At 73.2% G+C, this 22,544-nt stretch carries 29 protein-coding genes; 24 read left to right on the forward strand and 5 right to left on the reverse strand.

Features of this window, described 5'->3' with window-relative positions; genetic code table 11:
* Positions 1 to 7 precede the first annotated feature (7 nt).
* The 5 genes from BLW76_RS28255 to BLW76_RS28275 all read left to right on the forward strand — a co-directional run bounded on the left by BLW76_RS28255 (position 8) and on the right by BLW76_RS28275 (position 3,832).
* A complete protein-coding gene (locus BLW76_RS28255; protein WP_091312851.1) occupies positions 8 to 694 on the forward strand; it encodes an SDR family oxidoreductase in 687 nt (228 codons plus the stop codon).
* Complete coding sequence (locus tag BLW76_RS28260; RefSeq protein ID WP_091312854.1) at positions 685 to 1,635, forward strand: glycosyltransferase family 9 protein; 951 nt, start codon at positions 685 to 687, stop codon at positions 1,633 to 1,635. The genes BLW76_RS28255 and BLW76_RS28260 overlap by 10 nt, the downstream gene beginning before the upstream one ends.
* Positions 1,628 to 2,938 (forward strand): UDP-glucose dehydrogenase family protein, encoded by a 1,311-nt coding sequence (locus BLW76_RS28265; protein WP_091312857.1) that lies wholly within the window; start codon positions 1,628 to 1,630, stop codon positions 2,936 to 2,938. The genes BLW76_RS28260 and BLW76_RS28265 overlap by 8 nt, the downstream gene beginning before the upstream one ends.
* Positions 2,935 to 3,540 (forward strand): flavodoxin family protein, encoded by a 606-nt coding sequence (locus tag BLW76_RS28270; RefSeq protein ID WP_091312859.1) that lies wholly within the window; start codon positions 2,935 to 2,937, stop codon positions 3,538 to 3,540. Before BLW76_RS28265 ends, BLW76_RS28270 begins: the two co-directional genes overlap by 4 nt.
* 112 nt (positions 3,541 to 3,652) lie before the next feature.
* A complete protein-coding gene (locus tag BLW76_RS28275) occupies positions 3,653 to 3,832 on the forward strand; it encodes a hypothetical protein (RefSeq protein WP_091312861.1) in 180 nt (59 codons plus the stop codon).
* Between the two features lie 41 nt (positions 3,833 to 3,873).
* Here the strand turns inward: BLW76_RS28275 and BLW76_RS28280 are convergent, their stop codons facing one another.
* Positions 3,874 to 5,004: an FUSC family protein gene (locus BLW76_RS28280; protein ID WP_244170342.1), complete on the reverse strand. Its 1,131-nt coding sequence runs from the start codon at positions 5,002 to 5,004 to the stop codon at positions 3,874 to 3,876.
* A gap of 104 nt (positions 5,005 to 5,108) precedes the next feature.
* Positions 5,109 to 6,446, reverse strand: coding sequence for an aldehyde dehydrogenase family protein (locus BLW76_RS28285; protein WP_091312866.1), 1,338 nt, complete (start codon positions 6,444 to 6,446; stop codon positions 5,109 to 5,111).
* A 90-nt stretch (positions 6,447 to 6,536) separates the two neighbouring features.
* Here BLW76_RS28285 and BLW76_RS28290 point away from each other — a divergent pair, with 90 nt between their 5' ends.
* Both BLW76_RS28290 and BLW76_RS28295 read left to right on the forward strand, forming a co-directional pair.
* Entirely contained in the window at positions 6,537 to 8,009 is a 1,473-nt protein-coding gene (locus tag BLW76_RS28290; RefSeq protein WP_091312868.1) for an HAD-IIIA family hydrolase, read from the forward strand.
* On the forward strand, positions 8,006 to 9,049 hold the full coding sequence (locus BLW76_RS28295) for a glycosyltransferase family 9 protein (RefSeq protein ID WP_091312871.1): 1,044 nt from the start codon (positions 8,006 to 8,008) through the stop codon (positions 9,047 to 9,049). Before BLW76_RS28290 ends, BLW76_RS28295 begins: the two co-directional genes overlap by 4 nt.
* Before the next feature lie 55 nt (positions 9,050 to 9,104).
* Here the strand turns inward: BLW76_RS28295 and BLW76_RS28300 are convergent, their stop codons facing one another.
* Together BLW76_RS28300 and BLW76_RS28305 are read right to left on the reverse strand one after the other, a co-directional pair.
* Positions 9,105 to 9,293, reverse strand: coding sequence for a DUF2795 domain-containing protein (locus BLW76_RS28300; protein WP_091312874.1), 189 nt, complete (start codon positions 9,291 to 9,293; stop codon positions 9,105 to 9,107).
* A 60-nt stretch (positions 9,294 to 9,353) separates the two neighbouring features.
* Positions 9,354 to 10,373 carry a Ppx/GppA family phosphatase gene (locus tag BLW76_RS28305; protein WP_167384755.1) on the reverse strand — a complete coding sequence of 340 codons (1,020 nt, stop codon included), beginning with the start codon at positions 10,371 to 10,373 and terminating at the stop codon, positions 9,354 to 9,356.
* 72 nt (positions 10,374 to 10,445) lie between these two features.
* Here BLW76_RS28305 and BLW76_RS28310 point away from each other — a divergent pair, with 72 nt between their 5' ends.
* The 5 genes from BLW76_RS28310 (at position 10,446) to BLW76_RS28330 (ending at position 14,082) form a co-directional block, all read left to right on the forward strand.
* Positions 10,446 to 11,276 carry an SDR family oxidoreductase gene (locus tag BLW76_RS28310; RefSeq protein ID WP_244170343.1) on the forward strand — a complete coding sequence of 277 codons (831 nt, stop codon included), beginning with the start codon at positions 10,446 to 10,448 and terminating at the stop codon, positions 11,274 to 11,276.
* Positions 11,277 to 11,426: 150 nt separating this feature from the next.
* On the forward strand, positions 11,427 to 11,864 hold the full coding sequence (locus BLW76_RS28315) for a DUF4383 domain-containing protein (protein WP_091312881.1): 438 nt from the start codon (positions 11,427 to 11,429) through the stop codon (positions 11,862 to 11,864).
* A gap of 112 nt (positions 11,865 to 11,976) precedes the next feature.
* The gene (locus BLW76_RS28320) at positions 11,977 to 12,405 is read left to right on the forward strand and encodes a hypothetical protein (protein WP_091312883.1); all 429 of its coding nucleotides are present in this window, start codon (positions 11,977 to 11,979) and stop codon (positions 12,403 to 12,405) included.
* Positions 12,402 to 12,674, forward strand: a complete 273-nt coding sequence (locus BLW76_RS28325; protein ID WP_244170344.1) for a VOC family protein — start codon at positions 12,402 to 12,404, stop codon at positions 12,672 to 12,674. The genes BLW76_RS28320 and BLW76_RS28325 overlap by 4 nt, the downstream gene beginning before the upstream one ends.
* The gene (locus BLW76_RS28330) at positions 12,628 to 14,082 is read left to right on the forward strand and encodes a recombinase family protein (RefSeq protein ID WP_167384756.1); all 1,455 of its coding nucleotides are present in this window, start codon (positions 12,628 to 12,630) and stop codon (positions 14,080 to 14,082) included. Before BLW76_RS28325 ends, BLW76_RS28330 begins: the two co-directional genes overlap by 47 nt.
* Positions 14,083 to 14,089: 7 nt before the next feature.
* Here BLW76_RS28330 and BLW76_RS28335 read toward each other — a convergent pair whose 3' ends face one another.
* The gene (locus BLW76_RS28335; protein WP_167384757.1) at positions 14,090 to 14,569 is read right to left on the reverse strand and encodes a helix-turn-helix domain-containing protein; all 480 of its coding nucleotides are present in this window, start codon (positions 14,567 to 14,569) and stop codon (positions 14,090 to 14,092) included.
* Between the two features lie 128 nt (positions 14,570 to 14,697).
* On the opposite strand from BLW76_RS28335, the gene BLW76_RS28340 reads away from it, so the two are divergent.
* The 12 genes from BLW76_RS28340 (at position 14,698) to BLW76_RS28390 (ending at position 22,451) form a co-directional block, all read left to right on the forward strand.
* The gene (locus BLW76_RS28340) at positions 14,698 to 14,889 is read left to right on the forward strand and encodes a helix-turn-helix transcriptional regulator (RefSeq protein WP_208613402.1); all 192 of its coding nucleotides are present in this window, start codon (positions 14,698 to 14,700) and stop codon (positions 14,887 to 14,889) included.
* Between the two features lie 166 nt (positions 14,890 to 15,055).
* A complete protein-coding gene (locus BLW76_RS47980) occupies positions 15,056 to 16,015 on the forward strand; it encodes a hypothetical protein (RefSeq protein WP_143060696.1) in 960 nt (319 codons plus the stop codon).
* The gene (locus BLW76_RS28345) at positions 16,005 to 16,253 is read left to right on the forward strand and encodes a hypothetical protein (protein WP_091312895.1); all 249 of its coding nucleotides are present in this window, start codon (positions 16,005 to 16,007) and stop codon (positions 16,251 to 16,253) included. Before BLW76_RS47980 ends, BLW76_RS28345 begins: the two co-directional genes overlap by 11 nt.
* 86 nt (positions 16,254 to 16,339) lie before the next feature.
* The gene (locus tag BLW76_RS28350; protein WP_167384759.1) at positions 16,340 to 16,891 is read left to right on the forward strand and encodes a helix-turn-helix domain-containing protein; all 552 of its coding nucleotides are present in this window, start codon (positions 16,340 to 16,342) and stop codon (positions 16,889 to 16,891) included.
* Complete coding sequence (locus tag BLW76_RS28355; RefSeq protein ID WP_143060697.1) at positions 16,888 to 17,088, forward strand: hypothetical protein; 201 nt, start codon at positions 16,888 to 16,890, stop codon at positions 17,086 to 17,088. Before BLW76_RS28350 ends, BLW76_RS28355 begins: the two co-directional genes overlap by 4 nt.
* Positions 17,066 to 17,527 (forward strand): helix-turn-helix domain-containing protein, encoded by a 462-nt coding sequence (locus BLW76_RS28360; protein WP_091312904.1) that lies wholly within the window; start codon positions 17,066 to 17,068, stop codon positions 17,525 to 17,527. The genes BLW76_RS28355 and BLW76_RS28360 overlap by 23 nt, the downstream gene beginning before the upstream one ends.
* Before the next feature lie 119 nt (positions 17,528 to 17,646).
* Entirely contained in the window at positions 17,647 to 17,892 is a 246-nt protein-coding gene (locus tag BLW76_RS28365) for a hypothetical protein (protein ID WP_091312907.1), read from the forward strand.
* Positions 17,889 to 18,323: a hypothetical protein gene (locus tag BLW76_RS28370; protein ID WP_091312910.1), complete on the forward strand. Its 435-nt coding sequence runs from the start codon at positions 17,889 to 17,891 to the stop codon at positions 18,321 to 18,323. The genes BLW76_RS28365 and BLW76_RS28370 overlap by 4 nt, the downstream gene beginning before the upstream one ends.
* A complete protein-coding gene (locus BLW76_RS28375; RefSeq protein ID WP_091312913.1) occupies positions 18,320 to 19,267 on the forward strand; it encodes a hypothetical protein in 948 nt (315 codons plus the stop codon). The genes BLW76_RS28370 and BLW76_RS28375 overlap by 4 nt, the downstream gene beginning before the upstream one ends.
* 14 nt (positions 19,268 to 19,281) lie before the next feature.
* On the forward strand, positions 19,282 to 19,752 hold the full coding sequence (locus BLW76_RS28380) for a DUF7426 family protein (RefSeq protein ID WP_091312916.1): 471 nt from the start codon (positions 19,282 to 19,284) through the stop codon (positions 19,750 to 19,752).
* Between the two features lie 35 nt (positions 19,753 to 19,787).
* Complete coding sequence (locus BLW76_RS28385) at positions 19,788 to 19,964, forward strand: hypothetical protein (protein ID WP_208613403.1); 177 nt, start codon at positions 19,788 to 19,790, stop codon at positions 19,962 to 19,964.
* 6 nt (positions 19,965 to 19,970) lie between these two features.
* Complete coding sequence (locus tag BLW76_RS28390; protein ID WP_091312921.1) at positions 19,971 to 22,451, forward strand: hypothetical protein; 2,481 nt, start codon at positions 19,971 to 19,973, stop codon at positions 22,449 to 22,451.
* The last annotated feature ends 93 nt before the right edge of the window (positions 22,452 to 22,544 follow it).

Here is a 22,544-nt window from a genome sequence, read left to right on the forward strand (position 1 = left end):
GAGAGCGATGCGACCCCTCGGCAACGTCCTGATCACCGGTGGCGCGTCCGGCCTCGGTGCCGCCACCGTCGACGCCGTCCGCAAGGCGGGCGGCACCCCCTACGTCCTCGACCGCGTCCGCCCCGAGGACCCGGCCGAGTACGTCGAAGCCGACCTGACCGACACCGCCGCGACCGAGGCCGCCGTCCGCGAGCTCGCCGAGCGCGCGGGCGGCCTGGACGGCGTCTTCACCGCCGCCGGCACCGACGCCTGCGGACCGTTGCCCACTGTGTCCACTGAGGACTGGGAGCGGGTCGTCAAGGTGAACCTGCTCGGCACGGCCGCGGTGATCCGCGCCGCGCTCCCCTCCCTGGAACGCTCGCACGGCACGGTCGTCACCGTCGCCTCCACCCTGGGCATCAAGGCAGTGAGCGACGCGACCGCCTACTGCGCCTCGAAGTTCGGCGTCGTCGGCTTCACCCGGGCGCTGGCCGCCGAGCTGGCCGGGCGCGTCGGCGTCACGCTGCTCATCCCCGGCGGGATGTGGACGCACTTCTTCGACGACCGCACCGACCAGTACAAGCCGCCGCCGGACGCGAAGCTCAACCAGCCCGAGCACGTCGCGAACACCGTCGTCTTCGCGCTGCAGCAGCCGCCCGGCGCCGAGGTCCGCGAGCTCGTCGTGTGCGCGTCCGAGGAGGGGTCGTGGCCGTGAGCGCCGCGGTCCTCGTGCTGCGCGCGCTCGGCGTCGGGGACCTGCTGACCGCGGTGCCCGCGCTGCGCGCGCTGCGCACGGCGTACCCGGGCGACCGGCTGGTGCTGGCCGCGCCGGAAAGCCTGCGGGACCTGGTGGAGCTGATCGACGCGGTCGACGAGCTGCTGCCGACGTCCGGGCTCGGCGACCTCGCCTGGCCCGGCTCCCCGCCGCGGCTCGCGGTCAACCTGCACGGCAGCGGCCCGGAGAGCATCCACGACCTCCTCGACACCGACCCGGCCGAGCTGCTGACCCATCGCCGCCCCGACTTCCCCGACGTGCCCGGCCTCGCCTGGCGCGACGACGTGCACGAGGTGGACCGCTGGTGCCGGCTCGTCGAGTACCACCACCTGGAGGCGGACCGCTCGGCCCTGCACCTGCCGGTGCCGCCGGGGCCGAGCCCGGCGCCGGACGCCGTCGTGGTGCACCCCGGTGCGGCGTTCCCGGCCCGGCGCTGGCCGCCCGAGCGGTTCGCGACCGTCGTCCGGCAGCTCGCCGCCGACGGCCACCGCGTGGTGCTCACCGGCAGCGCCGGCGAACGCGACCTGGCGGTGTCGATCGCCGAAGCGGCCGGGCTCGGCGAGGACGCCGTGCTGGCCGGGCGCACCGGCCTGGCGGAACTGGCCGCGCTGGTGGCCGGAGCGGCCCTGGTCGTCTGCGGCGACACCGGCGTCGGGCATCTCGCCACCGCGTTCGGCACGCCGTCGGTGCTGCTGTTCGGCCCGACCCCGCCGCGGCTGTGGGGCCCGCCGCCGTCGGCGCGGCAGCATGTCGTGCTGTGGGCCGGGAATGTCGGCGACCCGCACGGCGAGGAGCCCGACGGCGGATTGCTGCTGCTCGGCGAGGAGCGGGTGCTGGCCGCGGCGCGTTCGGCCCTGGAAATGCGGGTGGCCCATGGGTGAGCACATCGGGATCGTCGGCGCGGGCTACGTCGGGTTGACGAGCGCCGCGTGCTTCGCGCGGCTCGGGCACCGGGTCACCTGCGTGGACGCCGATGAGTCCAAAGTGGACGAGCTGGGCCGGGGTGTGGTGTCCATCGCCGAGCCCGGCCTGGCCGAGCTGGCCGGTCAGGGGCTCGCCGACCGGACGCTGAGCTTCACCACCGCCCAGGCCGAGCTCTACGGCGCGGACCTCGTCTTCCTGTGCCTGCCGACGCCGCCCGCCGAGGACGGACGCCCCGACCTCGGCGTGCTCGAACACGTCGTACCGCAGCTCGGGCGGCTGCTGCGGCCCGGCTGCGTGCTGGTCACCAAGTCGACGGTGCCGGTCGGCACCGCGGCCCGGCTGCCGCACCTGCTGGGCCGCGACGACCTGCCGGTGGTGGCCAACCCGGAGTTCCTCCGCGAAGGCCACGCCGTCGAAGACTTCCTGCACCCGGACCGGGTCGTGGTCGGCACCGATCCCGCGGATTCGCCGGCGGCGCGGCGGGTCGCGCGGCTGTACGAGCCGACCGGCGCCCCGGTCGTGGCGACCGACTCGGCCAGCGCCGAACTCGCGAAGTACGCCAGCAACGCGTTCCTCGCCGTGAAACTGTCCTATGTGAACGTGCTGGCCGAACTGTGCGAGCGGTTCGGGGCGGACGTCCGCGAGGTCTCGCGCACCATGGGCCTCGACGCGCGGATCGGCCCCGAGTTCCTCGCCCCCGGCCCCGGCTGGGGTGGATCGTGCCTGCCGAAGGACACCTCGGCCCTGCTGCACGCGGCCGAATCGGCGGGCGTCGACTTCGCCATCCTGCGTGACGCGGTCCGCGTCAACGCCCGGCAGCGCGCCCGGGTGGTGCGGGCCGTCCGGCAGGCGGTGACGGGTTCTCCCGCGGGGTCGCTCGCCGGGGCCCGCATCGGCCTGCTGGGCCTGGCCTTCAAAGCCGGGACGGGCGATCTGCGCGACTCCCCCGCCCTCGCGGTGGCCGACGACCTGGCCCGCGCGGGGGCCGAGCTGACCGCGCACGACCCGGCCGTCGGGTGCGTGCCCGGCACGGGGACGGTCCAGGTCGTCGACGACCCGTACCTGGTGGCCAAGGATGCCGCGGCGCTGGTCGTGCTCACCGAGTGGCCCGAGTTCCGGGACCTCGACTGGGCCCGGCTGGCCGCCGCGGCCGACCGCGCGGTCGTCGTCGACACCCGCAACCTGCTCGATCCCGACGCCCTCGCCGAAGCCGGGTTCGCCCACATCGGCGTCGGCACCCATCCCAGGAGGCAGTCATGACCCTGCGCGTCCTCGCGCTGACCTGCACGCTCAAGCCGTCGCCCGCGAAGTCGAGCAGCGACCTCATCGCGCGGCAGCTGCTCGGCCTCTTCGCCGAACGCGGCGCCACCGGCGAACTGGTGCGCGTGGTCGACCACGACGTGCGACCGGGGGTCGAGGCCGACATGGGCGACGGGGACGCGTGGCCGGGCATCCGGCGGAAGATCGCCGCCGCCGACGTCCTGCTGATCGCCACGCCGACGTGGGTCGGGCACATGTCGAGCGTCGCCCAGCGGGTGCTGGAGCGGCTCGACGCCGAACTGTCCGAAACGGACGACGAAGGCCGCCCGGCGATGTTCGGCAAGGTCGGCGTGGCCGCGGTCGTCGGCAACGAGGACGGCGCCCACAAGATCATCGCGGACCTGTTCCAGGCGCTCAACGACGTCGGCTTCACGGTGCCGGCCCAGGGCGCGACCTACTGGAACGGCGAGGCCATGCAGGGTGGTGACTACCAGGACCTCGACGAGACGCCCGAGGCCGTGGCCTCGACGAACGCGACCCTGGTCCGCAACGCCGTCCACCTCGCCGACTTGTTGCGGGCGCAGCAGTACCCGGCCAAGTGACTACGCCATTCGAGTGACATCGCTGCGCCGGACGAGTGTGGCGCAGGCCACGTGGGTAACCCAGCCGGACCGTCGATCCTCGTCCGTCCACCCGCCGCCAGGGGGCTCCACCATGCCGAACCGAGTCATGATCAGCCGCGACAGCAAGCCGATCCCCTGCGAAGAGTGCGGCCTGCCCGCGCTGCACGTCGCCCGGCTGGTGTCCGGGGACGGCACGCTGCTGGGCCAGACGATGGTGTGCACGGCCTGCCGCCGGCACCGGTCGGAAGCCGAAGCGATCGCCGTCCAGTAGCGCACGGTGTGGGAAGGCCGCCTCCTCGCCGGAGGCGGCCTTCAACGTTTTTCCAGCTGTTCCACGAGAAGCCGCGCGGGCAGCGTCATGGTGCCCAGGCCGAGCCGGGCCGGAACGCCGTCCTCTTCGGCCGTCACCAGCCGCTTTTCGAGCTTTTCGAGCAGCGCCCGGCATTCGTCCAGTTCGACGGGCCGTCCGGCCACCGCCACGGCCTGCACGGCTCCCGCGAGGTGGTGCATCAGGTCGGCCAGCGCCTCCCGCGCGTCCGGCCAGGGGTACTCGAAGGGGTGATCCGGCCGGCTCCCCGCCGTCGTCCGCACGGCGGCGAGCAGCTGCGACAGCGCGGGCCACAGCCCGATGAGCGTCCGCAGCGGACGTTCGTGGTGCGTCCCGGCGGCGGGACGGCCGCGCCGGAGGTTCAGCATCCGCCCTTCCCGCGTCAGGCCGACGGCCTCTTCGGCGGCCAGCACCTGACTGCGGGTGTCCTGCGCCGCGGACTGCAGACCGTCGAGATCTTCCGGCGGCTCGTCACGGCGGATGAGGTCGGACAGCGTCTCCAGCAGCGCGGCCTGTGCCTTCCCGAGCCGCCCGGCCGCGGCGGCGAGCCGTTCGCCGTACAGGGGCGGGAAGATCAGCGTGTTGACGGCAACACCGATGGCCGCACCGAGGGCGGTTTCGAGGAGGCGGTCGCCGAGCAGGACGGGCTCGCGCGCGGTGCCGTAGGAGATGACGAGCATGCCGGTGACCCCGACCCAGACACCGGAGTCCCCGAACCGCCGCCAGCTCCCGGCGAGCAAGCCGAGGAAGACGACGGCGGCGAGCGCCACGGCCTGCCAGGGAATAAAGTGCCCGGCAACGGCGGCGAGCAGCACACCGGACCCGACGGAGCCGACCTGCTGGATCCACCCGCGCAGCGACCGGTAGACGGTGGCTTCGACGAGGAAGACGGCGGCGTAGGGGGCGAGAAAGGGTTGCGGGAGATGCAGGACGAGGGTGGCGAGCAGCCAGGCGGCGGTCGCGGCGAGGGTGGCCTTGGCGCTCTGGACGAGGACCCGGCGTTCCCGGCCGGGAACCCGGAGAGCACGAGCAAGCCAGCCGACGGGGGTGCGATCGTGCCGCTCGGTTTCGTCGGTGGTTTCGGTGGATCCGGCGGCCGCGGTGAGCCGGAGCACGCGGGCGAACCGGCCGGCCCGAGGTCGGCTCGCCGGGGCACTTTCTCGTAAAAGTGCCCCGGGGCGGGGGGTCGCCTTCCGCGGTTTCCTTTCCTGCTGCTCCGTCATGCCGGCGGCGCGATGTGCACGAGCTTCGTCTGGGTCAGCTCGTCCAGGAGCTCCGGCCCGTACCCGTACCCGCTCCCGCTCCGGCCGCGCGGGTGCGCCGCCCCGCCGGGTGCTCCGCCGAACACGTTGTTCACCTTCACGGTCCCGGCCGGCAGTTCGCGCCACGCTCGCTGGGCGTGCGCCATCGACGCCGTCAGCACCGTCGCCGCCAGGCCGTACTCGCCCTTCGCCGCTTCCGCCAGACCCTCGTCGAAACTCGAGACCACCCGGACCGGCGCGACCGGGCCGAACGTCTCCTCCGTCATCACCCTCAGCTCCGGCCCGCAGCCGGTCAGGACCGTTGCCGGGTAGTGCGCGCCCGGGCCGTCCGGGATCGCGCCGCCCGTCAGCAAACGCGCCTCCCGCGAGACCGCGTCGGACACGTGCGAGTGCACGTGCTCCCGGTGCCGCCGGTCCACCAGGGGAGCCAGGGTCCGCGACTCCGCCTCCTTCACCAGCGCCGCCAGGAACGGCTCCGCGATCGCCGAACACACGTAGATCCGCTCGACCGCCACACAGATCTGTCCCGAGTTCGCGAACGCCCCCAGCGCCGCCTGGCCGGCCGCCCACACCGGGTCGACGTCCTCGTCGATCAGCAGCGGGTCGTTGCCGCCGTTCTCCAGCAACGTCTTCGCCCCCGTGGCGGCCGCGCTCGCCGCGATCGACCGGCCCGTCGCCGTGCTGCCGACGTGCGCGATCACGTCGACGTCGGAGCGCATCGCCAGCAGCGCGCCGACCGCGCCGTCGCCCTGGAGGGTCTGCAGGACTCCGGCCGGGAAGACGTCACCGAGCACTTCACCCAGCAGCTGCCCGGTGTGCGGCGCGCGCTCGCTCGGCTTGTGCACCACCGTGTTCCCGGTCGCCAGCGCCGCCCCCAGCAGCCCGCACGCCACCGCCACCGGGTCGTTCCACGGCGTCAGCGCCACGACGACGCCGTACGGCTCGGGCACCATCAGGTCCGTCGCGCCCACGTCGCCGAGCAGGCTGCGGCCGCGGTGGACCGGGCCGAGTTCGGCGTACTGGTCCAGTGTTCCCGCCCCGGCGAGCACGCCTTCGCGGGCTTCGTCCCGCGGCTTGCCCGTTTCCGCTTCGTTCGTCTTCGCCAGCTCGTCGGCGTGCGCGCGCAGCCGCTCGGCCGCGGTGTGCAGCAACGCCCCGCGCTCGGCGGCGGGGGTCCGGGCCCATGGCGTCCGGGTCCGGCGGGCCGGCCCGAGCGCCGCGTCGATCTCGTCTTCGCCCGCGGTCGGCACCGTGCCCACCACGCTGCCGTCGGCCGGGTTCCGGATCTCGATCATCCGCACCTCCTTCTCGTCGCCCGCCGGTTACCCGGGCACGCGCACTTCGACACGCCGTTTGACCACCCCAGCCCGGGGTAACCGGGGCCGGTGACCCTCGACTACACCGTGGTGATCCCCACGACGGGCCGGGAGACGCTTCGGCCGCTGCTCGACACCCTCCGCACCGGACCCGACCCGCGGCCGGCCGAAATCCTCGTCGTCGACGACCGTCCCCGCGGGTTCGCCCTGGACGTCCCCGACGGCGTGCGCGTGCTCCGCTCCGGCGGCCGCGGGCCGGCGGCGGCGCGCAACCTCGGCTGGCGCACCGCGAAGAGCGAGTGGATCGCGTTCGTCGACGACGACGTCGTGCTCGCCCCCGACTGGCCGCGGCAGCTCGGCGAAGACCTGGCCGCCCTGCCCCCGGACGTGGCCGCCTCGCAGGGCCGGATCACCGTCCCGCTGCCCGGCGGCCGCCGTCCCACCGACGACGAACGCGGTACCGCGGGCCTCGAACACGCGCGGTGGATCACCGCGGACATGGCTTACCGCCGCAGCGCGCTCGTCGAGGCGGGCGGGTTCGACGAGCGGTTCCCCCGCGCGTTCCGTGAGGACTCCGACCTCGCGCTGCGCGTCGCCGAAGCCGGGCACCGGATCGGCCAAGGCGAGCGGCTGACCACGCACCCGGCCCGGCGGTCCGGGTTCTTCTACAGCCTTAAGGCCCAGCGCGGCAACGCCGACAACGCGTTGATGCGCGCCAAGCACGGCGTGCTCTGGCGGCAGCGCACCGGCGCCGGGCACGGCAGGCTCGGCCTGCACGCACTGTCCACAGTGGCCGGTCTGGCCGCGCTCGCCCTGCCACTGGTCAAGCAGCGCGGAAAAGCGCTGCTCGCCGCCGGTGTCTGGGCCGGGCTGACGGCGGAGTTCGCCACCCGCCGGATCCTGCCCGGCCCGCGGACCCCCGGCGAAGTCGCGCGCATGGTCGTCACCAGCGCCCTGATCCCGCCCGCCGCGTGCTATCACCGGCTGCGCGGGGAAATCGCGGCGCGGCGGCCGCGGCCCCCGGTGGCGGTGCTGTTCGACCGGGACGACACGCTGATCATCGACGTCCCCTACCTCAACGACCCGGCCGGCGTCCGCCCGGTCCCCGGCGCCGTCGAACTGGTGCAGGGCCTGCGCGAGCGGGGCATTCCGGTCGGCGTGGTGAGCAACCAGTCCGGTGTCGCGAAAGGACTGATCACCCGCGAGCAGCTCGACGCGGTGAACGCGCGCGTGCAGGAGATTTTCGGCCCGTTCGGCACGTGGCAGGTCTGCGTCCACGACGACGGCGACGGCTGCGCGTGCCGCAAGCCCGCCCCCGGCATGGTGTTGCGGGCCGCCGGCGAGCTCGGCGTCGACCCGGCGTCCTGTGTGGTCATCGGCGACACGGGCGCCGACGTCGACGCCGCGCTCGCCGCGGGCGCCCGCGCGGTGCTGGTCCCGACCGACCGCACGCTCGAACCGGAGATCGCCCGGGCCCGCCGCGACGCCGCCGTCGCCCGCGACCTGTCCGAGGCGCTGCGCGTCGCCGGGGTCGCCGGATGACCCGGGTGCTCGTCGCCCGCCAGGACAACCTCGGTGACGTCCTGCTCGCCGGGCCGTGCGTCCGCGCGGTCGCCGCGGCCGGGGCGCGCGTGACGCTGCTGACCGGACCACACGGCCGCGCGGCGGGCGAACTGCTGCCCGGCGTCGCCGACCTGCTGACCTGGACCGCACCCTGGATCGACCCCGAGCCCCCGCCGGTGACCGCCGAGGACACCGGCGCGTTCGTGGACCTGGTCCGGGCGAAGGCGTTCGACCGGGCGCTGATCCTGACGTCGTTCCACCAGTCCCCGCTGCCGCTGGCCCTGCTGCTGCGCCAGGCCGGGGTGCCGTGGATCGGCGCGATCTCCGAGGACTACCCGGGCAGCCTGCTCGACCTGCGCCACCGCGTCGACGGCGATCCGCCGGAGCCGGTCCGCATGCTGTCGCTCGCCGAGGCGGCCGGCTTCTCGCTGCCGCCGGACGACCACGGCGCCCTCGCGCTGCGGCGGCCGCTGCCGAACGTGGCCCGGCTGACCGGCGGCGGGGCGTACGTCGTGGTGCACCCGGCGGCGTCGGTGCCCGCCCGCCAGCCGTCGGCGGCCTGGAGCCGCGAGACCGTGCGGGTGCTGGCCGCCGACGGGCACCGGGTGTTCGTGACGGGCGCGCCGTCCGAGCGGGCGCTGACCCGGGAGGTGGCCGGGTCGTCGGCGGTGCACCTCGGCGGCCGGACGTCACTGGCGGAGCTGGCGGCGGTGCTGTCCGGCGCGCAGGTCGTGGTGGCGCCCAACACGGGTCCCGCGCACCTGGCCGCGGCGGCGGGCACGCCGGTGGTGTCGCTGTTCGCCCCGGTCGTGCCGCAGGAGCGGTGGGCGCCCTACGGCGTCCCCACCGTGGTGCTCGGTGACCAGCGGGCGCCCTGCCGCGCCACCCGCGCGCGGGTGTGCCCGGTCCCGGGCCACCCCTGCCTGGACACGATCGACCCGGCCGACGTCTGCCGCGCCGTTACGGCACTGGCTCAGCCGGGGGTCACCTCGCCGATCGCGGCGGCGGCAACGTCATGAACGACTCTTTCCTGACGTCCGATGCCAGGAAAGAGTCGTTCATGACAACCGGACATCAGCCGCCGATCTCCTTGCTCACGCCGCTGGGCCCCTCGTAGGTCCGGTCCGGCAGGCCGCGCACGACGTCCAGGGTGCCGGCGTCCGCGCCGTTGCGTTCGGCCGCGCGCACCAGGTCGTCGCGCTTCGCGGGGTAGTCGACACCGGACAGGTACTTCTGCAGTTCGATCGGGTTCGGCTTGCTCACGGGAGCTCTCCTTCCGTTCGGGGAACGGCGCGGTTACCCCGCAGGCGAGCCGACACACGCTCAGGACGGCACCGGCTGCTCCCCCGCCGGGTGAAGCGGGCGGACCGTGGCGTCCGGGTGCCGGGTCAGCGGCTGCAACGGCAACGGCATCGAGTCGGCGAGCTGTTCCAGGTGCCGCAGCAGGATTCCCTCCCGCAGCGCCCACGGGCAGACCTCCACGCCCGGGACGTCCAGCGCGGACAACGTCACCTCCGCCGCCACCGCGCCGGCCACCACCTGCCGGGCCCGCGGCTTCGAGACGCCGCGCAGCCCCGCCCGTTCCGCCGCCGGGATGCGCGCCAGCCGCGGGATCCACGCGCGCACGTCGGCGACGACGAGATCCCGGGTGACGAACGGGCCCTTGCGCTGCGGCGGCGCGCCGGTGAGCCGGGCCAGCTGCTTGAACGTCTTCGACGTCGCGACCACGCGGCGCGGCGGGCCTTCCCAGCGCAGCCGGTCGAGCACCTCCGACAGCGTGTCGCGGACGCGCCGGCGCAGCGCCTTCAGCTGCTTGCGCGTCGGCGGGTCGGCGGTGAGGAACTCGCGGGTGAGCCGGCCGGCGCCCAGCGGGAGCGAGACGGCCAGCTCGGGTTCGACGTCCCGGCCGAGCACCAGCTCCATCGACCCGCCGCCGATGTCGATGAGCAGCAGCCGCCCGGCCGACCAGCCGTACCAGCGGCGCGCGGCGAAGTACGTCAGCCGCGCCTCCTCCTCGCCGGAGAGGAACTGCGGCCGGATCCCGGCGCCCGCCTGGATGCGGTCGATCACCTCGTCGCGGTTGACCGCGTCGCGCACGGCCGCGGTGACGAACGGGTAGAGGTGGTCGACGCCGAGGCGCACCGCCGCGTCCACCGCCCGGGTCACCGCGGCGGTCACCCGCTCGATCCCCTCGTCGCTCAGCGTCCCGTCGGCCTGGAGCTCTTCGGCGAGCAGCGTCGGTTCCTTCACCGCGTGCGCCGGCAGTGGCGGGGCGCCGGCGGACACGTCCACGACCTGCAGCTGCGCGGAGTTCGACCCGATGTCCAGCACGGCCAGTCTCATCGGAGCGGAATACCCCGCCGCGACCGCGTTTAGTCGCCGGCGGGGGTGGTAGCCGATCGGGAACGAAAGGAGATGCCCGTGTCGCTCCCGGCGCCCCTGCCCGCCGAAGCCGCTTCGCCGCGGCGCGCCGTCGTCACCGGCGCCGACTCCGGCATCGGCCGCGCGGTCGTGGCCGCCCTCGCCGGCGGCGGCCTGGACGTGGGCCTCACCTACCATTCCGACGCCGACGGTGCGGCGGAAACCGCCGCCGAAGCCCGTGCGCACGGCGTCACCGCGCACGTCCGGCAGCTCGACCTGACCGAGCTGCCCGGTGCCGCCGACGTCGTCGACGCGTTCGCCGAGGACCTGGGCGGCATCGACGTCCTGGTCAACTGTTCGGGCACCGGCAGCAGCGAACTCGCGATCGACCTCGATTACGAGAAGTGGCGCCAAGTCCTCGACGTCGACCTCGACGGTGTCTTCCTGCTGTCGCAACGCGCGGCCCGGCACATGATCGACGCCGGCCACGGCGGCCGGATCATCACGATCACCAGCGTCCACGAACACGTGCCCCGCGTCGGCGCGGCGCCCTACTGCGCCGCGAAGGCCGGGGCGGACGCGCTGACCCAGGTGCTCGCCCTCGAGCTCGCCGAGCACGGCATCACCGTGAACTCCGTGGCCCCGGGCGAAATCTCGACGCCGATGACGGGCCAGGCCGACGCCGACCCGCGCGAGCAGGACCGGCCCGGCATCCCGCTCGGCCGCCCCGGCCACGCGGCCGAGGTGGCCGCCGCGGTCGCGTTCCTGGCGACCCCGGCGGCCGGCTACATCACCGGCGCGTCGCTCGTCGTCGACGGCGGCCTGCTCCTGATGGGAGCCCAGCACGGGACCGCCCACCGCGGACACGACTGGCGTTCCCCCTAGTACCAGGGGCCCGCGTCCTGGCTGCAGGGACCGGCGCGGGTCCCGGCCATGGGCCGGACGGCGGCCCCCCAGCCCGCCGTCCGGCCCTTTCCAGTTGTCCGTTTTCCGCACGCGTGACGGGGTATCCGGCCGCGGAGGGAAGGAGAACCCATGTCTTCCGCCGAAACCCGTTTCCCGGCTTTCTGGCTCCGGCCGGTCGTCGCCGTGCTCGGGCTGCTCTACCTCGCGCTCGGAATCGCCGGATTCCTCACCCCGGAAACCGCCGACGTCGGCCACGAGACCAGCCGCGCGGTCTGGATCTTCAGCGTGACCCCACTGCTCAACCTCGTCCACACGGCGGTCGGCGTGCTCGGGCTGCTCGCCGCGACCCGGCGCGCCAGGTCGATCATCTACTGCTGGGTGCTGTTCGTCGGCTTCACCGGGATGACCGCGTACGGCATCCTCGCCACCGCGCTCGTCAACCCCGAGGACCCGATCAACCTGAACTGGGCGGACAACTGGCTGCACGGGCTGACCGCGATCGCCGGGCTGGTGCTCGGGATCGTCGCCGCGCGGGCGGTCAACCGGGTCGCCGCGCGCTCGCGGTGATCTTGCGACGTTTCACCGGGCAGCCACCGGGTAGCCGGGGAGGAGCCCCACGTGAAGGAGGTTCCATGCACCGCGAGAGCGAATCGGACGTCCCGCCGTTGGGTGGCGGCGCATGACGACGAGCGAACCGGCAGCGGTGAGCGAATCCACCGTCGTCGTGCACCACCGGCTCCACGCCGAGTTCGCCGGTCCCGCGTGGCTGCGCCGGATCCTGGGCCCGAAGGCCGGTCTGGAACTGGACGCCACCGGCTTGCGCGTCCGGTTCGGACCGTGGCTCGTCGAGACCCCGCTGAGCAACCTGGCCGGCGCGGAGGCGACCGGCCCGTACAGCCCGCTGCGCGCCTTCGGCGTCCGGCTTTCGCTCGCCGACCGCGGCCTGACGTTCGGGACGACGACCGACGGCGGGGTGTGCCTGCGGTTCCGGGAGCCGGTGCGAGGCATCGAGCCGTGGGGCCGGATCCGTCACCCCGGGCTGACGGTGACGGTGTCGGAACCGGCACTGGTCGCCGAGGCGATCAACCGGGTCGTGGCGGCGTCGTGACGGCCGCGCGCATCCTGGCCGTCGCGGTCGACTGCCACCAGCCGGACCTGCTCGCGGAGTTCTGGTCCGCGGCGCTCGGCGCCGGGAAGACCCGGACGTGGACCGATTCCCACGGCCTCACCTACCGCCAGGTCGAGTTCGACGACGGCCCGGCGCTGCTGTTCCAGCCCGTCCCCGAGGAGAGTTGCCGTCAAGACGTAACCGATGGCACGATGCTGGATCGTGATCGGTTACGTCGCGCTCTACTGCCGCCTCTCCCCGCGCCCTGACGGGTCCTACGAGGGCGTCGAGGCCCAGGAACGGTGGGGCCGCGAGTACGCCGCCAAGACGTGGCCAGGGCGCCCCATCGAGGTGTTCGCCGACGCCGGTGTGTCCGCGGCCGGTGACGACCTCCGGCCGGAGTTCGAGCGGTTCCGGAAGTGGCTCACCGACGGCAAGATCGCCCACGTGTGGGCGGTCGAGCAGTACCGCATCGAGCGGAACGAAGTCCGGTGGTTTCGGCTGGCCGCCGAGCTGGACGCCGCCGGGATCAGCGAGCTGCACACCAACCGCGATGGGATCGTCCGAGTGCAGGACGACGTCGCGGGGATCAAGGCTGTGCTCGGCGCGGGTGAAGTCCGACGGATCAAGCGCCGCGTCAACGACATGCTCGCCGAGAAGGCCGCTCTCGGCCTGCCGGGCGGCGGCCGGCGGTTCGGGTACCGGAACACCACGAACGACGACGGCGTGAAGACCTACGAGCACGACCCCGTCCAGGCCGAGGCGCTCCGCTGGGCCGCGGAGAAAGTCCTCAGCGGATGGGCGCTGGAGAACATCGCGGCCGCACTCCGCGCCCGCGGGGTCACCGGCACGCACGGCGGCGCGCTGACCGGCAAGGGCATCCGGCGCGTGATCCTGAGCCCCATCAGCGCGGGTTTCCGCGTGTACCGTGACCGCATCGTCGGCAAGGGCAACTGGCCACCGATCCTCGACGAGGACACGTGGCGGGAGTGCCAAGTCCGGCTCACCGAGAACCGCAGCGTCACCAGGAGCGACGGGCGGGAGTACCCGATCGCGACCGCGCGCCACGTGGGCTCCCGAGCTGGCCGGCGGTACCTGCTCACCGGCGGCATCACCGTGTGCGGGGTGTGCGGCGCCCGGATGGTGGCGTCGATGAAGCAGCTGCGGAACCGCGAGCCGAAGCCGTACTACCTCTGCCACCCGAAGTATGGCGGGAAGTCCTGCGTCGGGATCCTCGGTGTCGAGCTGGAAGAGCACGTGCGCGACCGACTGTTCGAGGAGCTGGACAAGCCGGAGTTCCTCGAATCTGTCGCGGCCGACGACCACGACGAGCGACGCGAGGCGCTCGGCAAGGGCCTGCAGGACATCGAGCGGCGCCGCCGCGAGCTCGCGGCCCTGTGGGGCACGCCGGGCGAGCTGACCGACGTCGAGTGGAAGTCCGCGCGCCAGGCGCTCGCCGTGACGGAGCAGAAGCTGCGCACCGAGCTCGCGGAACTGCCGCCGCCGGCCGTTCACGTCGACATCGCTGCGGTCCGCGAGGCGTGGCCGGGGATGCTGCTTGACGAGCAGCGCGAGTTCGTGCGGCTGTTCGTCGAGCGGGTGACGATCAAGCGCGCCCGGCCAGGCCTGAAGGCGTTCGACGGCGAGCGTGCCGTGATCGACTGGCGCAAGCGGTAGCGAAGGCTCAGCTGCCGTCGCCCTGCTCCCCCGAGTCGGCCTGCTCGCCGACGGCCTCGAGCGACTGGTGGAGCAAGTCGATCGCCGCCCAGATGTTGCCCTGCTGATCCTGCTGCGCCTTCACAGCCACGGCGAGCAGTCGGAGCTGCTCCTCCATGCTGTTCAAGGTCTTGCCGACTGATCCGCGCGGCATCACGCGCTTGGTGAGCGGAACGCGGGCAACCCGCGCGCCGCTCGGCAGCTCGACCTCGCGGACCTCGACGGTCGGGGTCATGAGCCGAGGAACGGTCGTGTTGAGCACGCTCGCCAGCGCGACCAGTTCGGCCGCGGTGAACTGCCGGCCGCCCTGTTCAGCGACGTGAACGGCCTGCCGGGACCACGGTTTGCCCAGTAGTTCGCCGAGCCGCTGGCCGAGCTGTTCCTGGGTCAGCTCCTGCAAGTCGCGCACCTGCCGGATGCGGTCGCCGATCACTTCTTCGATTCGCACCAAATCGCCTTCCAGTCGTCACCGCGTCATGGCGGAGCATGACACGAATGCGGAACGTTGACAAGCGGCGTCCTCCGATGTAACTCTCTGGCCTGACAGTCATGCCACAGAGCAACACGGGAGATTCGATGGACAGACGGCCACTTGCGACGCCGTCACAGCTCGCCGAGTACCTCGGGATTCCCGAGGCGACGCTCAGTCAGTGGCGCGCCCGGGGCAAGGGTCCGAAGTGGACGCGCGTGGGACGCCACGTCCGCTACCGGTGGTCCGAAGTCGACGCGTGGCTGGACACCCAGAGCAGCGACCGCGGCGCGGCTTAGGAAAGCCCGCTCCTGATGACGCCCACTCCGACGGCTGACGCGCCCAACGAGCGCGAACGCGCGATCGACGACCCGGCCACGCTCGCCCGCGCTGCGCGCATCGTGCGCATCGCGATGGAGCGCCAGCGGGCCGCGCGCGCGGCCCCGAGTACCGACACCGAGGCAGGTGGTCGTGTCGTGGCATGAGAACGGACAGGGCCCCGAGAAGGCCCCGCCCGCGCACCCGACCGTCCACCAGCCTGATGGTGCCGCGAATCGTACCTGGGACGAGGAAGAGCGCAGGTTCCTGTTCGACTGGGAACGCATGGTGCTCGCCGCGCGGTTCAGCTCGACGACCAAGCTCGTCGCCTTCACGCTGCGGACGTTCGCCAACCCGGACGGCACCCGGGTACGACCCGGAATCGCGCGTCTCGCCGTCCTCTGCGAGCTCTCCTACGCCAGCGTGAAGCGCGCGCGGCAGGAACTCGTTCGAGTCGGCCTGCTTGAGCTCGTGCGCCGCGGTAACCGCCGCAAGGGCCACACCGACGAATACCGGCTGATCATCGCCGACGACGTCATAGAGCGGCTGAAGTGGCTTAGCCCCAGCGAAATCGACGCGGCTGCGGACGCAATCACCGAGGCGCGACAAGCCGCCGAGGCCGAGCGTCTACGCACGGCCCGATCGAAGAAGGATCAGGGCTCACAGGCAACCCCTGATGAAGACCAGGGCTCACACCCTGCCCCTGATGAGGCGGCCGCACCGTCCATTCCGGATCCGCCCGTACCGTCCGATCAGGGCTCAGCGGATGACCGTGATGCGTCGATCAGGGCTCACACGCGACCGGGATCAGGGCTCACTGACGACCCCCCACCAACCCAAGTGACCACGCCACAACAGCGACCACACCCGGATCACCTCCCAGCGCAACCACCTGACCGCACGTACGCGGCAGCGGCCCGACAGCGAGCCGCTGACCGCGCCCGCGCTGTCGCCGCCTGCGCCCTCTGCGACGAAAGCGGCTACATCGGCCCCCAGCTATGCGACCACGACCCCGGCGCCGCCGATCGCGCCCGCCGCGGCCGCGCGGCCGTCCTGGCAGCCCTCGCAAGAACGAAGCCTCCGGAGGTGATCCCCGATGCGTCATGACCGAACAGGCGAGCTGCTGGACGACGAGGACGAGTGCGAGGAGCGGCCCATCACCGCGCACCACTGCGACCGCGGCTGGCTCGACCGCGAGGCCGACCACCCGATCCCGTGCAGGGTCTGCCGCCCGCACCTGGCGACGCCTCAGCCCCGCAAGCCCACACCAGACCCCGAGGTCGCCCGCGCCGGCATCGCCGCCGTCCGCGCTGCCCTCGCCGCCGCGAAAGGCTCCGCCCGATGACCGCTACCGCGCCGCCGGACCGCTCGCGTGCGCGCGCACGCGTTGCGCCGCCCCCTTCACGCGACCACCGGTCACCAAGTGGTCGCGTGTCCCCCGCCGAGCGTGCCCAGCTACGCGCCACCCTCGGCGCGCTCCTCACCGCCGAGCGCCTCGCGGGCGGCTGGAGCGTCCGCCGCCTCGCCCGCGCGGCCGGGCTCGACCGGCGAACCCTGCAGCGCCTCGCGGCCGGCACCATGCGGCCGCGCGAGGTGACGCTGCACGCCCTCGCGTCGGTCCTCGCGGTCAACGACCCCGGCCCGCTCGCCGCGCGGCTCCTCACGGCCGCTGGGCCGTCGCTCCGCCCGAACACCGACGGCGCGGTCCGGCGCCGGAGGCACCGCGCTGGGCTCGCGCTCGTCGCCGGGCACCGGCCGCTACCGAGCGACCTCGCCGAGCGGGTGCGCCTGCACCGCACCGCCAGCGCCGCCCGCGCCGAGGCGTACGGCCTGCTGCACCGCCCGGGCGCGCTCGACGACCCTGCCGTGCTCGACGCGATCGGCCAGCTGCTCGACGAGTCCCGGCAGTTGCACGAGCAGGCCGGGCCGGCCGTGGTGTTCCGGATCGGCCGGCACCAGATCCACGCGGGGTGGGCCGGATGACCGAACCCACGACACCCCGCGCCCGGGCACAGGCGCTGCTCCGCGAGCTCCGCCGGGAGCAGCGGGACGACAAGATCCGCGCCGGCCGCGTGCAGCCGCGGACGCGCCACGAACTCGGCGTGTTCCGCGATGGTCTCCGCGAGCGGTTTGACCTCGGCGAGGAGGGACAGGCTGATGATCAGCCCACCGAGCCCTGATCCCGCCGAGCTGGTCGCGCCGGACGGCAGCGTCACCGTGCCCGCCGACCTCACAGGCGAAGTTCTCAAGCTGATGATCTTCGCGGCCAACGAGCGCAGCCGCACGACCGGAGCCGTACCCACGTCCCGGGCCATCTGGTTCCTGGATGCCCTGAATAAGGGGAGGCAGCGCCACGCGGACGGCGGCGCACCGCCGGACACGCCACCGAGCGCGCCGGCGGCCGCGGTCGGCCGGTCCGTGAGCGAGGTCGCCGAGGCGATGGGGTGCTCCGATCGCTACGTGCGCCGGCTCCTCACCGCCGGACGCCTTCCCGGGCGCAAGACGCACGGCGGATGGATTGTCTACACGGGACAGGCGGTTCCGGATCCGGAACCGCCGCAACGGGGTTCCGCCAGACTGATCACGGCCAACGAGCGCCAGGCGCGCGACGTCGGCTGATCCACCGTCCAGGCCAGGCGCCGGACGTCGCACACCACCGCCCGCCAGGTGCGAGCGGGGATCGCGTGCAGGCCACGCGAGACACCCAAACCAGCACTGACCGTCCCGAAAGGAGCGTCATGTCGACGCCCGCAGTCCTCGTCCCCCAGGGTGATCCCCTCGCCCCGACCGAGTCCCTCGCCCCGGTGACCGCCGCGGCCCGGACCTTCCACACGCGAGCGCGGGCCATCCCCTGCCGCGGATCCGTCGCCCTGGCCAGGGGACAGACCCTGTTCGCCGCCCAGGTCGCCGCCGATGCCGTCAAGGTCCTCCGCAGGCTCGTGACCAGTCGCGAGGACCACCTCGTCATCCCGGCCCTCCGGTGACGGAGGACCACGCGGACATCCCGCCTGCCCAGGGCTCCGGCGAGATCGTCGGCGGCCGGCTCTTGGACGCGGCCGACCCGACGCACGGAGTCCGGCCCGACGCGTGCCTGGTGTGCCGGACCACCGACCGGCGCCAGCTGCACCAGCTCAGCCTCTACCCGCCCGACCTGGCCGCCGCGGGCCTCCCCGCTGGCGCGCGGCCGGTCGTCTGCCTCACCCACTACGAGGCCGCCCTGCGCAGCCTCGGCCAGCCGTCCCCCGCCGGGAACCACAACTCGTGCATCGCCTGCCGCCACGGCGATCCCGGCTACTTCGCCACGGTCGCCATCTGGCCGCTCCGGATGACGTCGGCCGCCGAGCCCACCTACCGCGCGTGCGTCCGGCACCTCGCCGAGGCGATCGCGACGCTCACCCAGGAGGCACCAGCATGACCAGTCCCCGCGGCCCTTGGGGCCGCTCGTGGGGTCGCCGGCTCTCGGCGATCCAGCCGTACACGCCGGCCGAGTCCGCGCCGACCGACCAGCACCTCGAAACCCTGCGCCAGGCACCGACCCAGCTGCAGGACATCCTCAACCAGCACCGCGAGGCACTCGCGGCCGTCCACAACGCTCCTGACGACCCGCACCTCACCGACGACGGCAAGCAGGCGCGCAACACCGCACAGATCCAGCAGATCCAGGCCCGCAGCAGTCAGGCCGTCGCCGACCTCGAAGACGCGACCGGCTCCGCGTACGGCGCCCTGCAGCAGCGTTCGCTCGACGCCCTCCCGGAGCCCACGCCCGGGGTCGAAGGGATGCTCGCCCGGCAGGCCGCGTGGTCGCGCGTGCAGACGCTGCTCAGCTCCGGCATGACGCCGCAGCAGGTGATCGACGAGGCCGACGACCCCGATACGCTGCACGCCCTCGCCGAGGAGCTGCCGACGGTTCTCCGTGCAAAGGGGCTGCACCCGGACGACGCGCGGGCGGTCCTGGACACCATCGACGATCGGCTCGCCGAAGTCACCGGCGAAGACGCAGCCAGCGCGCGTCTCGCGGCCCGTGAGGCAGACGTCCACCAGGCGGGCCTGGAGCCGCTGTTCTCGCACGCTCGGGGCGAAGCGGCCGGCACGGGCCACCGCGGCGGCGCTCTCGGCGCCACCGTCGCGGCAGAGCTGGCGCGAGCCCAGATCGCAGCCGGTGGATCGCTGGCGACCGACGAGCGGCCGGACGCGAGCAAGGGGCGTCAAGGGCTCGACTCCGCCATCCGCGCGGCCAGCTCGCCGCCCACCGCGCTCCGGCACGCGATCAACGACCAGATGCGCCGGGCGGTCAAACGCCCGCACGCACCCACCGACCAGGCCAACGGCGACGCCCGCGGCCAGCACCCCCAGTACTGAACGGAGTTCCGCACGTGACGGTCAAAGACCTGTCGGCCTACCTGGCCGATGACTCGCTGTACGTACCCCTCGACGGGACGACCTACCGGATCCCCTCGCCCGACGCTCTGACGGGCCTCAAGCTGATGAGCATCTACCAGCTGAGCGAGGACGTCGAGCTCACCGAAGAGGCGAAGCAGGCGCTCGCCAGCGAGAACCGGGACCTCCCGCAGCTCGTTCTCGGTACCGGGCTCGACGACCTGGTTGCCGGTGGCGTCTCCTGGGTGAAGATCCAGCGGATCACGCGGTATGCGCTGCTGTTCTTCACCCTCGGCGAAGAGGTCGCCGACCACGCGATGAACTCCGGTGCCCTCTCGGGGGAAGCCCCGGCCCCGAGTCCGAACGGACGCCGCACCCGCGCGTCACGGGCCGGGGCGACTACGACGCGGCAAGCGGCCTCCACCGCTGGTACGACGTCCCCCAAGAAGCGCTCAACGAAGCCGTAGGCCCGAGCTGGCCAGAGCTACTGGACCAATGGCTCTTGATCGAGGCCGATCTGCACCAGACCTACGGCCTCGACGTCGGCGACCGGGCGCTCATGCACACCCGTTCCTGGCGATGGCTCAGCACGCGGATCGCCGGCCTGTTCGGGGCCGAGACCCGCGTACACCGCCACTTCTTCCCGCCGCCCCCACCGCCCGACCCGAACCGGAGGTAGCCACGCGTGGCGCTGAACATCGGCGAGCTCGTCGCCTACCTCAAGATGAACAAGGCCGACTGGGACCGGGGCAAGGCTGCCGCGAAGCGGGACCTCGAGGACATCGGCGACGAGGCCGAGAAGTCAGGCAAGAAGGTCGACCGGTCCACAAAGGACGCGGCGACCAAGGCCGAGAAGAACTTCAGCGGGATGAAGTTCGCCGGCCTCACCGTGGGGCTCCCGGCCGCGGCCGCCATCGGCTCGGCCGCCGTCGCCGGGAGCCTCGTGCTGATGACGGCGGGGTTCGCGGCGTTCGGGGTGGCCGCCGTCGCCAAGTCGGACGCGGTGCAGGCCCGGCTCAGCGTGCTGTCGTCGCAGTTCAAGAGCGACGCCGAGACGATGTCCGAGCCGCTGCAGGACGACGTCGTGGGCGCCATCGACGACGTAGGGTCCGCCTGGGTCCGGCTCCGCCCTCTGGTCACCTCCGCAGTGCAGGCGTCCGCGCCGCAGATCCGCCAGCTGACGGGCGCGGCAACCGACCTCGGTGAGAACGCCATGCCGGGCGTGGTCACCGCCGTCCGTGCCGCTGGGCCCGTATTCCAGGGCCTGCGGTCGTTCGCGGCCCAGGCCGGCCAGGGCGTCAGCGAGTTCGCCTCGAACGCCTCACGGGGCGCCCAGGGCGCGGGCGACGGGCTGAGCACCCTCGGCGGCATCGTCCGCACGGTCGAGGCGCGCCTGGGCTCGCTGTTCGCCAACGTGGCCACCGGCTCGGCGGGCCCGCTGCGGTCGCTGTTCGTGATCGTCGACGAGGTGACCGGCGGCCTGGTCGATCTCACGTCGCAGGGCTCCGGCGCCCTCGGTGTGCTGCAGGGGTTCTCGTCGGCGGGCTCCGGCCTGGCGACCGTGCTGCACGGCGTGCTCACCGCGGTGTCCGCACTCCCGCCCCAGGTGACGCAGTTCGTCGGCGGGATCGGCGCGGCCGGCATGATCCTGAGCAAGTTCGGGGTGGACGCCGGTGCGGGGTTCGAGGGGCTCGGCGGGAAGATCAAGGCAGCTGACGGCATCGGCGCCAAGTTCAAGACGACCATGTCCGGTCTCGTGGCCGGCGCGCTTAGCCCTGCCGCGCTCGCGACGGCCGGCCTCGGCGTGGCCCTGCTCATCATGGGCCAGGACGCCGAGCGTGCCGCCAAGGCCGCGGCCACGCTCGACGCCTCCCAGCGGAGCTACACCGAGGCCCTGCGGGCGTCGAAGGGCGCGATCGACGACAGCGTCCGCGCGTCCGTCGCGCAGGACCTGGCCCAGAAGAACATCAACGGCAACAGCAAGTCGCTGCTGGACTTCGCGCGTCAGTACGGCGTCGCGCTCCCGCAGGTCACCTCGGCCGTCATGGGCGAGCAGGGCGCGCTCGAAGCCGTCAACCGGCAGCTCGACGCCTACGCCAAGGCGAACCCGGATGCGGCCTCGACCGTCAACTACCTCAAGGTCGCGATCCAGTCGAAAGGCGTGGCGTTCCGCGAGAGCACCGACGCGACCGCGGCCGAGGCGGCGGCAACCGACCAGTCGACGGAGGCGCAGAACCGGTCCCGGGACGCGGTGAACGCGCTCACTCAGGCGATCTACGCGCAGCAGAACGCCCAGCTCGGCTACCGCGGCGCGGTGCTGAACTCGAAGCAGGCGCTCGCCGACTACGCCAAGGTGTCCAAGGACGGCAAGGCCACCGAGGACGACAAGGCCCGCTCGCTGCTTGGCGTCGAGCAGGCGTTCGCGGCCCAGGAACAGGCCGCGTACCAGGCCGCGTACGCGAACTCGGCGGCCCGCGACGAGTCGGGCAAGGTGTCCGACGCGCTGAAGGCGCAGAACCGCGAGACGATCAACCTCGCGAACTCGTGGTCCGGGCCGCTGCCGGCCAGCCTGCAGCAGAGCATCGCGAAGATGTCCGTCGCGGACCTCACGGCCGTCGGGCTCAAGGTCAACGTGAACAACCTCGGCCAGGCCGTCGTCCAGCTGCCGGGCGGCAAGAACATCGTGCTCACCTCGAACGCCGCGGCCGAACAGGCCAAGGTCGCGGAGTTCCAGCGTACGATTGACCTGCTGCACGGCAAGACGGTCACGGTCACCACGTCCTTTGTGGACGTTACGAGCCCGACCAACCTCACCGGTCGGCGGCAGATGTTCGCGCAGGGCGCCATCGCGTTCAACGCGGTCGGTCGCACGCTGTCGCCGATGTCCGGCTCGACAGCCACCGTCGTGCCGCCGAACACCTGGCGGGTGATCGGCGACAACATGCGCGTGCCGGAGGCGTTCATCCCGCTGGATCCGTCGTCGGGCCGGTCGCAGGCGATCCTCGACCAGGCGAACGCCGCGATGGGCCGGGGCGGCGGCGGTGTCGCTGTGTCCGACGAGCGGGGCCGCGCGCTGGTCCAGATCGACCACTTCCACCCGCCGGCCAACGCGTCCCCGATGGACATCGCCGAGGACCTGGACTGGCTCTCTCGGAACGGCGGCTGACGGGCGCCGAGCTGGCGACGGCTGAGCGGCTCGCTGAGCCGTCGCCAGCACCCGCCGGGGTGTTCCCCCGGGGGAAGCCGTTCCGGCTGCGCG

Origin of the sequence: Amycolatopsis tolypomycina, assembly GCF_900105945.1 — a bacterium.
Lineage (GTDB): Bacteria > Actinomycetota > Actinomycetes > Mycobacteriales > Pseudonocardiaceae > Amycolatopsis > Amycolatopsis tolypomycina.

Bases quoted from the DNA above. Each gene is read 5' to 3' on its own strand.
- BLW76_RS28255 (WP_091312851.1), top strand. From the start codon at position 8: ATGCGACCCCTCGGCAACGTCCTGATCACCGGTGGCGCGTCCGGCCTC.
- BLW76_RS28265 (WP_091312857.1), top strand. From the start codon at position 1,628: ATGGGTGAGCACATCGGGATCGTCGGCGCGGGCTACGTCGGGTTGACG.
- BLW76_RS28270 (WP_091312859.1), top strand. From the start codon at position 2,935: ATGACCCTGCGCGTCCTCGCGCTGACCTGCACGCTCAAGCCGTCGCCC.
- BLW76_RS28275 (WP_091312861.1), top strand. From the start codon at position 3,653: ATGCCGAACCGAGTCATGATCAGCCGCGACAGCAAGCCGATCCCCTGC.
- BLW76_RS28285 (WP_091312866.1), bottom strand. From the start codon at position 6,446: ATGATCGAGATCCGGAACCCGGCCGACGGCAGCGTGGTGGGCACGGTG.
- BLW76_RS28295 (WP_091312871.1), top strand. From the start codon at position 8,006: ATGACCCGGGTGCTCGTCGCCCGCCAGGACAACCTCGGTGACGTCCTG.
- BLW76_RS28305 (WP_167384755.1), bottom strand. From the start codon at position 10,373: ATGAGACTGGCCGTGCTGGACATCGGGTCGAACTCCGCGCAGCTGCAG.
- BLW76_RS28310 (WP_244170343.1), top strand. From the start codon at position 10,446: ATGCCCGTGTCGCTCCCGGCGCCCCTGCCCGCCGAAGCCGCTTCGCCG.
- BLW76_RS28315 (WP_091312881.1), top strand. From the start codon at position 11,427: ATGTCTTCCGCCGAAACCCGTTTCCCGGCTTTCTGGCTCCGGCCGGTC.
- BLW76_RS28320 (WP_091312883.1), top strand. From the start codon at position 11,977: ATGACGACGAGCGAACCGGCAGCGGTGAGCGAATCCACCGTCGTCGTG.
- BLW76_RS28340 (WP_208613402.1), top strand. From the start codon at position 14,698: ATGGACAGACGGCCACTTGCGACGCCGTCACAGCTCGCCGAGTACCTC.
- BLW76_RS28345 (WP_091312895.1), top strand. From the start codon at position 16,005: ATGCGTCATGACCGAACAGGCGAGCTGCTGGACGACGAGGACGAGTGC.
- BLW76_RS28355 (WP_143060697.1), top strand. From the start codon at position 16,888: ATGACCGAACCCACGACACCCCGCGCCCGGGCACAGGCGCTGCTCCGC.
- BLW76_RS28360 (WP_091312904.1), top strand. From the start codon at position 17,066: ATGATCAGCCCACCGAGCCCTGATCCCGCCGAGCTGGTCGCGCCGGAC.
- BLW76_RS28365 (WP_091312907.1), top strand. From the start codon at position 17,647: ATGTCGACGCCCGCAGTCCTCGTCCCCCAGGGTGATCCCCTCGCCCCG.
- BLW76_RS28375 (WP_091312913.1), top strand. From the start codon at position 18,320: ATGACCAGTCCCCGCGGCCCTTGGGGCCGCTCGTGGGGTCGCCGGCTC.